This window comes from Paenibacillus sp. JT31N11, from assembly GCF_056269285.1.
This window is the reverse complement of sequence record NZ_JBWDNQ010000028.1, coordinates 1-12,866: the sequence shown is the minus strand read 5'-3', so window position 1 is coordinate 12,866 and position 12,866 is coordinate 1. Positions and strand designations below refer to the sequence as shown.

Genomic DNA, 12,866 nt, shown 5'->3' with positions numbered 1-12,866 from the left:
ATAAGAAGAGCAGGGCAGTTTTTTCATATTCTGCCCTGCTTCTATTTCGAATTGTCTATCAGCTGGAGCACCGACATCTTCCTTACGTGTTGCCGGTCCCAAGCAGTTTCAACGTTCGTCGGCTGGACGAGCTGAGCCGCCTTTCCGTTTATTGGGGCAATAATGAGAACCGGTCTCCTGCGTTTAAACTGACACTATTGAAGATTAATAAAAGTAGATATCCTTGTTGGTCAGTTATCTTTGAAATGCCAAACCAAGATGGAAATACCGTAGATGGCCCCTTAGTTTAAGGAATAGATGAATATGGGGGAGTCATTTTTGTTGGTTAGAATAAAGAAGGTGGCAATTGGAAATCCAATTGCCACCTTCTTTATTCTTAAGTTTAAGATTACAGCATAGGGTACGGATAAAATTCAGAGCCGGGCTGCCGATTTCGCCATTAAAACCTGAATTCCAGGCACTTAGTGCATCGTTCAGCGCAGCTTTTCGCGCTGGAGATACCGCAACCATTGTTGAATTACTTAGTAAAGACGCCATCTTGCTGACAGACGGCGGCGGCAAAGTAAGAGCTGCCATTAACCCGATTACTGGCCGGAATCGCGTCCAGGATTTGCTGACCTATTCCATTCAAGAAGGTAGTGGTCAATGGCCATGACAGATTTATGGTGATGTTTGATGGTAAACCGTTCGCCGTTTACTCCCTCGCTTTAAATCCTGACGGTTCGGCCATTTCTCGTGTATATGTCATGATGAATCCGGACAAACTTCAAGGTGCTGCCCGTTTGCCCGTTTGTTCGAAAGGCAATCCTAAATTTTTTATAGATCATTGTCACAGATATGTTTCTTCAGTTGTCTTCTTTGATGGACAAACTAAAAACAAAGGGAGGAACCATTCAATGAGCAAACTGCTAGTCATTAATGCACACCCAGAAGTGGACTCTACTTCTTCATTCAGTCTAAATGTATTAAATTACTTCTTGAAAATCTATAAAGAGCATCATTCTAATGACGAGGTTATTGAACAAATAAACTTATACAGTGACGTTATACCCATGATAGACCAAACTGTTTTAAGCGCATGGGGACAAAGAAATGGAGAAGAGTTAACAAGCGAAGAGCAAGAAGTAACCGGGCGTATGAACGAGGTATTACAACAATTTAAAAGCGCAAATAAATATGTAATCGCATATCCAATGCATAACTTTAATATTCCGTCAAAATTAAAAGATTATATGGATAATATTATGATTGCAAGGGAAACATTCAAGTACACCGAAAATGGGTCAGTGGGTCTTCTTAAGGATGGACGCAGTATGATTGTCATACAAGGAAGTGGAGCAATTTATACCAATAATGACTGGTATACCGAAGTTGAATACTCACATAAGTACTTGAAGTCGATGTTTAATTTTCTTGGTATTGAGGATTATGAAATACTTCGGGTTCAAGGAACCTCTATATTAGATAAAGATGAAGTCTTACAGAAAGCATATAAAGAAGCCGAAGAAGCAGCTTCAAAATTTGCAATCGATTAACGCCGACGTGTGCGAAAGCGGGATATAAGCGCCCTAACTTTTGCCATCATGTCCTTCATTCCAAATGGGATGAGTAAATTGAATGAACCAGGCCAACGATGAAACGACGTTAAATGTTCTTGTCGTTAAACATTGGACTGGTCATCGAAACAGAGAGAAGGCAGATCCTCGGAGGGTCTGCCTTTTGATTTCAGCTGACCGGTTACACGCGCTCCTAAAGGATGACTCCGAAAATGCTGGAAGAGATCGATCATTATTTATACGGCTTGAAACGCTTTTGAAGCGCTCCCTCCTTTAGGATGAATCAAAAGGGGGATTTTTTATTTAGTCCGAATACAATCGCCAAGCTTGATGTCGTTGTCTGTACGGTCGGCTGTTCAATACATGACGGAAGGATGAAACTGCATGAAGGTCAAGCGGTTAAGATGGCTGCTCCTCTTGTCGGCTGCGGCATCGATTTCCGGATCGCTCCCCTCAGCTGCCGCGGTGGCGGAGGGGAAGCTCCAGGTAAAGTCTGAACGGGCTGAACCCAATTTGATCGAATCCATCACCAAACCGTATCCTTCCTTATTAAACGGCAATCCTCAGGGCATCGTCAGATGGGAAAAGAAAATGGGCAGCAACCTGACCGCTTCTCCGGTCATCGGTCCGGACAAAACGATCTATGCGGGCACGAACGACTATAAATTGTACGCGATCGGGCCGGACGGAACGCAAAAGTGGGAGATTCAACTGGAGGATTATCCGAAAGACATCTCCGTCTCCGAATCGGACAGCACTATCTACGTGAATGCAAACAATATTCATAAATTGTACGCCATTGATCCCGCCGGGACGAAGAAATGGGAATTCATAAGAGGAGGATCGGGTCTTGTTCCCCTACTTTCAAGATCGTTTTCCGCGCCGGCAATCGGGGCGGATGGGACGGTCTTTGTAGGCGGATCCGATGATACGAAGCTGTATGCCGTCAATCCGGATGGGACGAAGAAATGGGAATATGTTACGGGAGGCTCCGTAGCCTCCCCCGCGGTAGGGCCGGACGGTACGATTTATGCGGGAACGACCGACGGCAATCTTTATGCGATCAAACCGAATGGCTTGAAGAAATGGAGCTATCAAACAAATCAGCCCATATATCAAGGTCCCGTAATCGGAGACGACGGAACGATTTATGTGAATTCGTTTAAAAATTTTTACGGAGCTATGCTTTACAGCATCAGTCCCAACGGTACGAAAAATTGGAGCTACAATTACGAGCTGTACAGCTCTCCGGCCATCGGAGCGGACGGCACGCTGTATGCCGGCAACTACAAGCAGCTGATGGCTATCCATTCGGACGGGACGATCAAATGGGCGTTGGGGACCGGAAATAATAAAGTCAGAACGACTCCGGCGATCGGCGCGGACGGCACGATTTATGCGGGAGCCGACAACTCGATGCTGTACGCGGTGGATTCTTCGGGGAAATTAAAGTGGGAAAAAAATGCGAACGGTTTCGGGGCGTTCGATCCTACTGTCGGAAGCGACAACACGGTTTATACGGCATCGTTTGATTCTTTGTTCGCGCTCGGTACCGTCGCCGCAAGCAGCGTAGGACTAAGCGAGCGGACTATGACTCTGCAGGCGGGCGACAGCGCGACGTTGACGGCAAACGTCGTCCCGGAAGACGCCGTAAACAAGCGGGTGCGATGGAGCAGCGGCGACGATACGGTGGCTGCGGTGGATCAAACGGGGAAGGTGACGGGAATCGGACCGGGCACGGCCAAAATAACCGTCAAGACGGAGGATGGAGGATTCACCTTCGACTGCATCGTGACGGTAACCGCAAGACCGGAAAGTAAGCCTCCGGCTGGGGAAGAACCTGTCGTCGCTCCGGGATTTACCGATATTTCGGGTCATTGGGCGAGTACGGAAATCGCCGAAGCAGCAGCAATCGGAATCGTGAACGGGTATCCGGACGACACGTTCCGGCCGGATAACCGCGTAACCCGTGCCGAATTTGCGGTCATGCTTATGAATGGGTTGATGCCGGCAGCGGAAGGTTCGCCGCTTTTCTTTGCGGATAAGGAGGATATCGGAGTCTGGGCAGCCCGACCGGTCGCTCAGGCGGTGCAGCTCGGCATCATAAGCGGATATGAGGACGGCACATTCCGGCCGAACGCGAACATTACGCACGCGGAGATGATTGCAATGGTCATGCGCGGATCCGGACTCCCAATGAGCCCTTCGCAGCACACCGGCTACGCCGACGATGCGGATATTCCGGATTGGGCGAAAGCCGCTGCAGCCACGGCCGGAGAAAACGGCATCATCGCTGCCGGGAGCATTGCGGATAACAAATTCGCGCCGCAGGTTTTGTCCACCCGAGCGGAAGCTGCATCGGCTATTGTCCGGATGCTCAGGATCAGAGCCTAGTACTTAATCTCTAACCAGCCGTCGCAAGATGACAGTTGCATATTGACCGGAGAGCCGCCGAAAGAGGCGGCTTTTTGTGCGCAGAAAGCCCGCCTCCGTCAGGTATTTAAAAATGTCTTGACAGATCGAACGCCGAAATTCTAATTATGTTGTATACAACAACCAAATCGAAGGAGTCGTCCGAGAATGCCTGATTTGCCTAAACTGGATAATTCCATATTTATGGGATAAAGTTGAATGAGAAAGCGGCAGTCTAAAACCTTATTTTCCTCGAACAGCAGGGATCGGAGCAGCTATTTGCCGCTTACTTGCCAATTATGGAGTTTTTTAGACTAATGATATACGTGCTATGAGATATTTAACTATATACAGTAAGGGATGAATGGAGCTATGCGTAATTCACCGAGGATTTCAGAGGGACACCTTCGATCCTGTCTAAAGGAGCAGTATGATTTGACTCCCGCCACACTTGAGTTTCTTCCGCTGGGACTTGATTACAGCTCCGCAGTGTATCATATGGTTAGCGAGCAGGGAACTGCCTATCTGCTCAAAGTCACGTCCAGGCCTTTATACGAACCACAATATCTGGTTCCTCGATATCTCAACGATCAGGGGATTACATGTGTCGTGGCTCCCATTTCTACCAGAAGCGGTATCCTGTGGACTCATTCAGAGGATTGGACTGTCGTTGTCTATCCCTTTATCAATGGGGAGTCGAGCTTCAAGGGGATGTCAGCCGAGCAGTGGAATAAGTTGGGGACCATCTTTAAACGGATTCACCAGATCATTTTGCCTCCTGAAGGATTTAAATCGCTCCGGCAGGAGACCTTTGATCCGACGGAATATGTTCGATGGATACGAACCTTTGAGGATCAACTTGCACTCTTTGAAGGCGGAAGTACATTGGAGCGTACACTTCATGCTTCTTGGGTAGAGCATAGGTTGATGATACACACGAAGTTGACCTTATTGGAAAAGCTGGCAGGGTTGCTCCAATCGCGAACAATCCCGTATGTAATATGTCACGCGGACCTGCATCCGGCCAATTTGATCCGAGATCAGGCTGGGCAAGTGTTTGTAATCGATTGGGACGAGGTGATGTTCGCTCCCAAAGAGCGTGATTTCATCTTTGTCAGTCATCCACATGACCAGGCATTTTTTCAGGGGTACGGAGCCGTAGAGGTTGATGAGAAGGCGCTCACCTACTACCGCTTGGAAAGGGTCCTTCAGGATCTAATTGAGTGCGCTCGAAACGTGTGGATCAGGGATGATTTAGGGGAAGAAACCAAGGCGGATGCCATCAAGTTGTTTCAAGGTATCTTGGCGGAGGAAGCAGCTTGGTAGACCGTAGTATTCATGCCGGTCAGTGATCGGCAGCCGTGTTACGCAAGAGGGCGGATTTGCTCAACAAGATTTTTAAGATAGCCACCAATTAATGCATATTGGTTCTTTTGGAAATTCACGGGCGAACAAGGCGACAAATCGGGATTGGGATAAAGTTATTGTCAACCAGTAAATAAGGTGCGAGTGGGTGCGAGTTGTTACGTGCTGAAGGGTCGAGTGGGGCTAAGTTGTTGCGGCAAAGTTACACTTTTGGGAGAAATAATTCGCTACCCTCCATCAGGTCCTGACTAATCTCCTATCCCCCAAAATTCCTTCATATGGTAAAATGGGGCGGTGCTGTAAAATGGGCCGGATAGGAGTGGGTCAGCCTGGACACGAGTAGACTTAAATCCTTGCGCGTGAAACAAATCTTTTTCATCAATGCATGTGTTTGCATCCTCATCCCATTAACCGGCGGTCTCTTACTTGTTCTAGAGCCGTCGCCTTCGGACACTTATCTTGTAGGCGTTTTTTTGTATGGGGCCTTGTTGCTTTTTGAAATTTGGAGCCTCTTTTTTCCGAAGCATCTGCTCTTCATGCACGGCCCCCGGTTTATGCGTGAAATTGCGGAATATGAACGGGAAAAGTTAGGCAAGAAGCAAGATCGAAAAGGGCGGATCGTGAGACTATTTGCCTTTACGTTGTTGCTAGGGAATCAATTAGTGGCCTTTACTCGCATAAGGGATGACGATCCCATGCAAATTCGGGATGTGTCCGGGTTTTGGACGATTATGGCTATTCTAGTTTTAATCTTTACCCTAGTGGGCAACTCGGCCATCCTATACCGCATTCACAAAATCGATAAAACAGAGCCGGGGCAATTCCGCTGGTTTACGCTTAAATCGTTGGCACTGGGAGTTATCTTAGGTCTGATGTCCGTGGTCCTTTTGAGTATGGGGTTCGGAATCGTGTTGAATTAGCGCAGAGTTAATACGACGGATACGATAGCACAATGCTGAAGGGCTGCCGCGCGCAGCCCTTCGCTACGATAACGGGCAGTAGAGCGTGGTGGAAAGACTATTTATCATTATTGTGATAAGGGTCACCGTAATGTATCTAAGCACAAAGTTTATTTTGACCAGAATATTTATATCAGCATATAAAGACAAAGCCACTCTTGCCAATGGAGTGGTTTCTTTGGATAGAACTTCTCTCTTATTTCATATTACTCTGGTGGAGCAGGCAAAATATAAGAGCCTATCACTACAAGTAAGAGATAAAATAATTATTATCGATGGGAGCTTATTTATGACAGTTTATGAGCAAGTGGTCTGTTGCTGGCCTTTTTCGCGTTATAACGAACCAAATAGGCAACGAGTGATATTCAACCGCTATGTCGGCAAACAGCTAATGAGGCAAACCGCCTGCGCGCTCAAACATATTGGAGTGCATAAGACAGCGAAGATGCCGCATGCAGCCCGGCAGGAGTTTCCAATACGAATACATCTTGCATTGCATTCGGGATCAGCGGTCGCGCCTTTGCCTCTCTGCGGAGTTAGCTTTTTTAATACACGCTCAAGTTTAGTAAATAGTCGTTTCAGGGCAAGTTGGAGCGATTTATCGATGCTGATCTTTAATGTTGTGCCGTCTTTGAATCTTATTTTTTTTGTACGGGTGGAAGAGCAACCACATTTACAGCCGCTTTCAAGTCTAACGGGAACGATTGCTTTCTTATTAATGAATCCTCTAGCAGTGATATTGCTGTTCTTATCTTGGAGAATGATGTTGGCACTGGAGACGCCGTTCACTTGTTTACCAAAGGAAGCAGTGAGTCTGCTGCTTGTGCGATTCAGAGATTGTATTTTGAGTGTTACTAAGTTACATGCATTCTGCGTAATGTTTAGGATGATGTCGGAGACACCTCGACTGGCGTTTAAAACCAATTCGATATTCGCGCTTAATATGCCTTCTTGCTTGGATTTTATGCTTGCTGTTGCAAAAAGGGTGGTCGTTCCGTTGACTGTGCGTAGCAGTCCGGGCATAGCTATCACTCCCTCAATTCGATTGGTGTGTACTCTCACAACATATGTGGAACCAAAAGAATCGGTGTGGGTGAATAACTAGAAAGCCCTAGCCGCTAATAGCAATAGGATCAGACGTCCCAATAAGTAAAATAGCAATTCTAGTGAAATTTATCGCAAATTGTGAAGTGATTGTATATGGAACAACAAGCGAAAGAAAAAGGAGTTGAAGTATCTCATCATTGTTACCTTTTAACTTTGTGAAGATCTAAAAAGAGCAGCTCGCTGCGCGGCCGCTTGCTTGGTGGGATCAGCAGCATGCTCGAGCCCGGACATCTTGAATATTGTTTACAAACGCCTAATCTTTTCCAGAAATAGTTTTTAGTCTAGCCAATAGCCAGTTATTTGTCCATACCTAAATTAAACAACTCACGTACACTGAACCATCTTATAGGGAGGTGTAGTTATTGAGTTGTCCCGATAAAAAAAAACGTTGTAAAAAGAAAACCATAATTGTGTATCATCCAAAAGAAAAAAAAAAGAAACGTCGTCTTCGAGTAATTAAAAAGATAGTTTGTAAAAAGTGTCCTCCGCCTAAAGGACAGCAATTACTTCGAGGACTTGCGGGAGCAATTGCAGAAGCTGGACCTCAAGGGCTCGCTGGAGCACTTGGACCCCAAGGACTAGCAGGACTTGTAGGAGCGATTGGCGCACTTGGACCCGAAGGACTTGCAGGAGCTCTAGGACCTGAAGGACTAGCAGGACTTGCAGGAGCAATTGGTGCACTTGGACCCGAAGGACTTGCAGGAGCACTTGGACCTGAAGGACTAGCAGGACTTGCAGGAGCAATTGGTGCAGATGGACTGGCAGGACCAGCAGGACCAGCAGGGACTCAGGGAGAAGCAGGGCCAGAGCAAGGACCGTCAGGAGTGGGCTCTAGTTTATTCGCAGCACAAGCGAACGATACAATCTCCCTCCTTCCAGTAAATACGGTAGTCTCTCTCGAGCTCCCGCCTTTATCGACGGTTGAAGGGGAGAGCATCAAATTGGATTCCACATTCAGATTGTTCTTCATCACTTCAAACTCTACTGCCCATACACTTGATGTTTCCTATATTTTACGACGATTAGGCACTTTACCGACCTTGCTTACAAGTGCACCTATCAATCGTGTCAGACAATTAAGTACTGCTACCACAACGAGTGATACCTATTTTCCCAATATCACATGGCTGGATAGTCCTCCTCCCGGAATTCACAATTACCGAATTGAAATAATGGCGACCGCTTCCGTTAATATAACGACCTTACAAGTGACGAACCGGGCTTTGAATGCTGTTGCTCAAATCACTTCGGATCCTTTTAATATTTATGTAAGAGCGGGTTCCTTTGGGGGTAATGGAAGCCTGGAAGCTCCTTTCGGAACCATCGAGGAAGGAATCACTGCTGTGGCACAAGGTGGTACCGTATATGTCCTGGAGGGTATTTACAACATAGCCACTCAGCTCATCATTTCCAAGTCATTATCTTTAAACGGAACATTAGCAGCTTCCACTCCGCAGATCGTATTCGATCCCTCAACGAACCTGAATGGACTCGTCATCCAAGCTGATCAGGTTATGGTCGACAGCTTGCATATTATAAGCAATAGGGCAGTGACAGGAGATAACGCAGTGTTTAGAGTCCCGCTCAGGACGCTGGCGCAGCTATACAATAATATAACGATTCGGAATAGTATAATCGAAGGGACAACACGTAGTGGATATATCTGGGCGGAAAATATGACATTGGATAACAATGAATTCATTCATAATGCTGTTAATACCCAAGGTTTGAGATTTCAAATGGTAAGAGGGACAACGAATATCCTCAATAATACGTTTAGGGGAGGAAGTACCAGTATAGGAGCTATCGTATTTGAACCTAATATAGCTTCATATACGGTATCAGGCGTAATAAATGTAACAGGTAACACGATGACCAGATTTACTCAGTTCGTAAACTTTTTCTGTATTCTTGAAGGTCCGACTAGTTTAATTATTCAGAACAACAGCGTAGATCATGAAGATCGTTCGGGTAGCTCCATTATTTTATTTGCTAGAGTGAATTACGCTCTAATGAATAATATTCTGATCCAAAACAATTCCATTGTGAATATCTTTCCAACAAGACTTGCTGTATATTTTGCAGGAGGGGGAACGTTTATTCCTTCAGCAAATCAAATAAAAGTATACACGAATACTTTTAACTTTCCCAACGGGTACGGAAGTCCGACCGACACAGTAGACCCGGTATTTCCGGTAGGCTATAGTAATGCTTCTCCACCGGGAATGAGCTTAGGTGCATTTGATTTGCAAGGAAACGTGAATGTTTGAAAGTGGCTAGCTGCCTTAATTTAATTGGTAAAATATTGATACATTACTCATAAAATGAACTCTCCAGACATGGGGAGTTCTTATATTTTTGCCGCCGGCGGCAGCCTATTTCTTATGGGCAGGTTAGCATGTAAAAATTCATTAGACCCGATCTTCACTTCTCCAGTACATAGGAACGTGGCAGTCTTTCAGAAGTCCGGGCACTACGCGGTGGGAGAAGTTCAGGTTGAATCGGCATAAATAAGGAAAAATTTATATATTCCTTGACGGGAATATTCCGGGAGTGGTATATTTACTCCATAAGCAATGAACTATCCAATAGGAGGAAAAAACAAAATGAATCAGGAAGTTACGGCCTACATCGAAAATCTGCCGAAATGGCAGGGTGGATTCAGTTCGACCCTGAGGGACATGGTTCATGAGACGATTCCGGAAGCCGAAGAACGCATTCAGTACAAGAAACCTCATTTTCTGAAAAACGGACAGTATGCAGCGGTTATTTCGCCTTCAAAGGACGCCATTGCGTTCATGATCATGAATGCAAACGGCATCGACTTTCCGAAGGGATTTGAAGGGCCTGCCGAACGGAAGTGGATCAAATTGCGGGAAGGCGACACTCCGGATCTTGCCTTGCTGTCGGGGCTTCTGAAGCAAGCCTCCAGCACACTGTAACAGAAATCATCTCATCGGGAGGGGCCAATGAATACGACAACCTTGAACGCGCTCGCGGAACCCAACCGATTGCAGATCATCGAACTGTTGCGCGAAGGTCCGCTTACGGTCGGGGAAATAGCGGATCGGTTGCAACTTCGGCAACCGCAGGCCTCCAAACATCTGAAAATCTTGAGTGAAGCAGGTCTTGTTGAAGTACGGGTGGACGCCAACCGGCGAATCTACCGACTGCGCCCGGAACCCTTAATAGAGATGGATGATTGGCTTGAATCATTTCGCGGCATGTGGGAAGAACGCTTTGAACGTCTATCCGATTATCTCATTCATTTGAAAAGAACGAATCATCCCTAAATCCCAAGGAGGAAATCTAATGAACAACCAACAACAAGGACTTTTATTAAAACGTGAGTTTAACGCCCCTCGTGAACTGGTATTTAAGGTGTGGACCGATCCGAAGCATTTTGGCAATTGGTGGGGACCCAAGGGTTTCTCGCTTGAAGTGGGAAAGATGGACGTCCGTCCCGGCGGTATGTTCCTTGGCTGCCAGAAGTCTCCAGATGGGCAGCACGCCATGTGGGGCAAGTTCGTTTACCAGGAAGTGCAGGCGCCGGAGAAACTGGTATGGGTCCAATCCTTTTCCGATGAAGAAGGGAACACCGTTCGCGCCCCGTTCAATCCGAACTGGCCGCTTGAGATTCTGAATATTCTAACGCTCGAAGAAAACGAGGGAACGACGGTTTTGACGCTGCAGGGCGGACCGCTCAATGCCTCTGCTGAGGAACAGGAAGCATTCGACGCGATGGCACCGATGGTTGCACAAGGGTTCGAAGGCACGTTCGAGCAACTTGCCAATTACCTGGCTAGTCAACAGTAAGCAGATACAAATCGGTGAGACGGAAGCCTCGGGGGAATTACTCCGAGGCTTTTTCATTTGCCTCTTCTCAATTTATCTTCAGGAAAGTGAGTTTACAGGTGTTGAAGATGGTTTTATTAATAAGTGGGTCCATATGGATGAATTAGATAATTATCATATAGTCCCTGAATTCGTTATGCCAGATCTACATTAAAGGATTTTGTGTTTGAGACGTAAGGAAGCGGCCATCAAATCGAGGCTGCAGCGCGCAAAGTGCCGATTTGCCCGCCTATCGTTCACTGCGAAGGGCTAGCCGAGGCAGTAGCGCAGGCGCATAACCTGGCCGCACTGGGCGATACTGTGCTCCTTTTTCTATTGAATTAACGGGCAGACTCGAAGCGCTTATTCGCCTCCGGTCCGAACAAGTCAGCGGAGCTGCTGCAGAATGCAATCCATATCTCTACGATTATCGCCGATGGCTCAAGAGGCTTCAGTATCACTACATGAATTCCTCACGGATAAGATGAGTTTAAATAGGAAGATTCTCAGGGGTTAAGGGATGAACTTGTGAAGGTTACGATTTGTTAGAAGCATTTATTGGGACAAATCTTCAAGATAAAGATGAGAAGGGTGTCCGTCTAATCGAATCAATAAATGAAATATTAAATGGGAAGGTTGAAGATACAACTCTCACCAATGTGAAATACTTTATAATTCAGCTTAATGATACATCTGTAAAGATTATGGACCCTTATTCTGATAATGAAGCATTTTGCGAATTGCCAACAAAAACTTTTAAAAATATAATCGTCAACTGGCTTAAACAAAAGGATATTTACTACACTGATTTAAGCTAGCGGGTACGATAGCATTCCTGTAGAGCGTTAAATTACCGCTTTGCAAAAAAACGAGCGCCTCGGTACGATGGGAGTACGCAACGGGTCATAGCCCTTTAAATCCCATCATCCAGGAGGACGCTCTACTATGAAGTTTAAATCGCAGGACAAACAAAATCAACTCCTTGAAAAAATTTCGGCCCAACATCTAGTTGTCGGGATTGACATCGCCCAGCAAACACATGTCGCACGAGCTGTGAACTTTCGAGGTATTGTGCTTGGTAATCCCCTATCCTTCTCGAATGATGAAGAAGGTTTTCACAATCTTCTTCGGTGGATCCAGACGCTGCAATCTGCCCATGCTTTAACGGCGGCCATAGTTGGCATGGAGCCTACCGGACATTATTGGCTTAACATATCCAAGTGGCTCTCGGATCGCCAATTTGAAGTCGTTCTCGTCAATCCACATCTGGTGAAAAAGAACAAGGAGAACCGCGACAATACACCATCCAAGAGCGACAAAAAGGATGCTCTGGTCATCGCTGACATGGTCAAAAACGGATACTACTCCTTCACTCGTACGACACCAGCAGCCTTTGAAGAACTACGTGTCTTTCTCTCCAATCGCGACTTTGTCGTGAAGAGACTCGTGAGTGCGAAGAACCAAATTCATCGCTGGGTCGACGTGGTTTTCCCGGAGCTGCGGCAAGTCTTCAAAAACATCATGTGCACGGGTTCATTGGCCACACTTCGTCTTTTTCCTACACCCGAGGACGTGTGTACCTTACAGCCCCAAGACGTCATACAAGGTTGGAAATCACTGATGAAACGGCATG

12 protein-coding genes are annotated in these 12,866 nt (G+C 46.3%); all 12 read left to right on the top strand.

The window, feature by feature from the left end:
* Positions 1 to 346: 346 nt before the first annotated feature.
* Complete coding sequence (locus AC0YNV_RS38445) at positions 347 to 655, top strand: hypothetical protein (protein ID WP_475772739.1); 309 nt, start codon at positions 347 to 349, stop codon at positions 653 to 655.
* A gap of 241 nt (positions 656 to 896) precedes the next feature.
* Positions 897 to 1,535, top strand: coding sequence for an FMN-dependent NADH-azoreductase (locus AC0YNV_RS38440; RefSeq protein ID WP_475772776.1), 639 nt, complete (start codon positions 897 to 899; stop codon positions 1,533 to 1,535).
* Positions 1,536 to 1,940: 405 nt separating this feature from the next.
* Positions 1,941 to 3,950: an S-layer homology domain-containing protein gene (locus AC0YNV_RS38435; RefSeq protein WP_475772738.1), complete on the top strand. Its 2,010-nt coding sequence runs from the start codon at positions 1,941 to 1,943 to the stop codon at positions 3,948 to 3,950.
* Between the two features lie 453 nt (positions 3,951 to 4,403).
* Positions 4,404 to 5,294, top strand: a complete 891-nt coding sequence (locus tag AC0YNV_RS38430) for a phosphotransferase enzyme family protein (protein ID WP_475772737.1) — start codon at positions 4,404 to 4,406, stop codon at positions 5,292 to 5,294.
* A gap of 392 nt (positions 5,295 to 5,686) precedes the next feature.
* Positions 5,687 to 6,253: a hypothetical protein gene (locus tag AC0YNV_RS38425; protein ID WP_475772736.1), complete on the top strand. Its 567-nt coding sequence runs from the start codon at positions 5,687 to 5,689 to the stop codon at positions 6,251 to 6,253.
* Between the two features lie 130 nt (positions 6,254 to 6,383).
* The gene (locus AC0YNV_RS38420) at positions 6,384 to 7,397 is read left to right on the top strand and encodes a hypothetical protein (RefSeq protein WP_475772735.1); all 1,014 of its coding nucleotides are present in this window, start codon (positions 6,384 to 6,386) and stop codon (positions 7,395 to 7,397) included.
* Between the two features lie 364 nt (positions 7,398 to 7,761).
* Positions 7,762 to 9,669 (top strand): right-handed parallel beta-helix repeat-containing protein, encoded by a 1,908-nt coding sequence (locus AC0YNV_RS38415; RefSeq protein ID WP_475772734.1) that lies wholly within the window; start codon positions 7,762 to 7,764, stop codon positions 9,667 to 9,669.
* 336 nt (positions 9,670 to 10,005) lie between these two features.
* Complete coding sequence (locus AC0YNV_RS38410) at positions 10,006 to 10,341, top strand: DUF1801 domain-containing protein (RefSeq protein WP_210046960.1); 336 nt, start codon at positions 10,006 to 10,008, stop codon at positions 10,339 to 10,341.
* A gap of 27 nt (positions 10,342 to 10,368) precedes the next feature.
* Positions 10,369 to 10,692, top strand: a complete 324-nt coding sequence (locus AC0YNV_RS38405) for an ArsR/SmtB family transcription factor (RefSeq protein ID WP_475772733.1) — start codon at positions 10,369 to 10,371, stop codon at positions 10,690 to 10,692.
* A gap of 19 nt (positions 10,693 to 10,711) precedes the next feature.
* Positions 10,712 to 11,215 carry an SRPBCC family protein gene (locus AC0YNV_RS38400; RefSeq protein ID WP_475772732.1) on the top strand — a complete coding sequence of 168 codons (504 nt, stop codon included), beginning with the start codon at positions 10,712 to 10,714 and terminating at the stop codon, positions 11,213 to 11,215.
* Positions 11,216 to 11,775: 560 nt separating this feature from the next.
* Positions 11,776 to 12,051 (top strand): hypothetical protein, encoded by a 276-nt coding sequence (locus AC0YNV_RS38395; protein WP_475772731.1) that lies wholly within the window; start codon positions 11,776 to 11,778, stop codon positions 12,049 to 12,051.
* Positions 12,052 to 12,178: 127 nt separating this feature from the next.
* Positions 12,179 to 12,866, top strand: a 688-nt coding sequence (locus AC0YNV_RS38390) for an IS110 family transposase (RefSeq protein WP_475772730.1), incomplete at its 3' end; no start/stop codon positions are given.

What these genes read in the sequence shown, in the direction of transcription:
- AC0YNV_RS38440 (WP_475772776.1), top strand. Translation starts at nt 897, where the DNA reads ATGAGCAAACTGCTAGTCATTAATGCACACCCAGAAGTGGACTCTACT.
- AC0YNV_RS38435 (WP_475772738.1), top strand. Translation starts at nt 1,941, where the DNA reads ATGAAGGTCAAGCGGTTAAGATGGCTGCTCCTCTTGTCGGCTGCGGCA.
- AC0YNV_RS38420 (WP_475772735.1), top strand. Translation starts at nt 6,384, where the DNA reads ATGTATCTAAGCACAAAGTTTATTTTGACCAGAATATTTATATCAGCA.
- AC0YNV_RS38410 (WP_210046960.1), top strand. Translation starts at nt 10,006, where the DNA reads ATGAATCAGGAAGTTACGGCCTACATCGAAAATCTGCCGAAATGGCAG.
- AC0YNV_RS38405 (WP_475772733.1), top strand. Translation starts at nt 10,369, where the DNA reads ATGAATACGACAACCTTGAACGCGCTCGCGGAACCCAACCGATTGCAG.
- AC0YNV_RS38400 (WP_475772732.1), top strand. Translation starts at nt 10,712, where the DNA reads ATGAACAACCAACAACAAGGACTTTTATTAAAACGTGAGTTTAACGCC.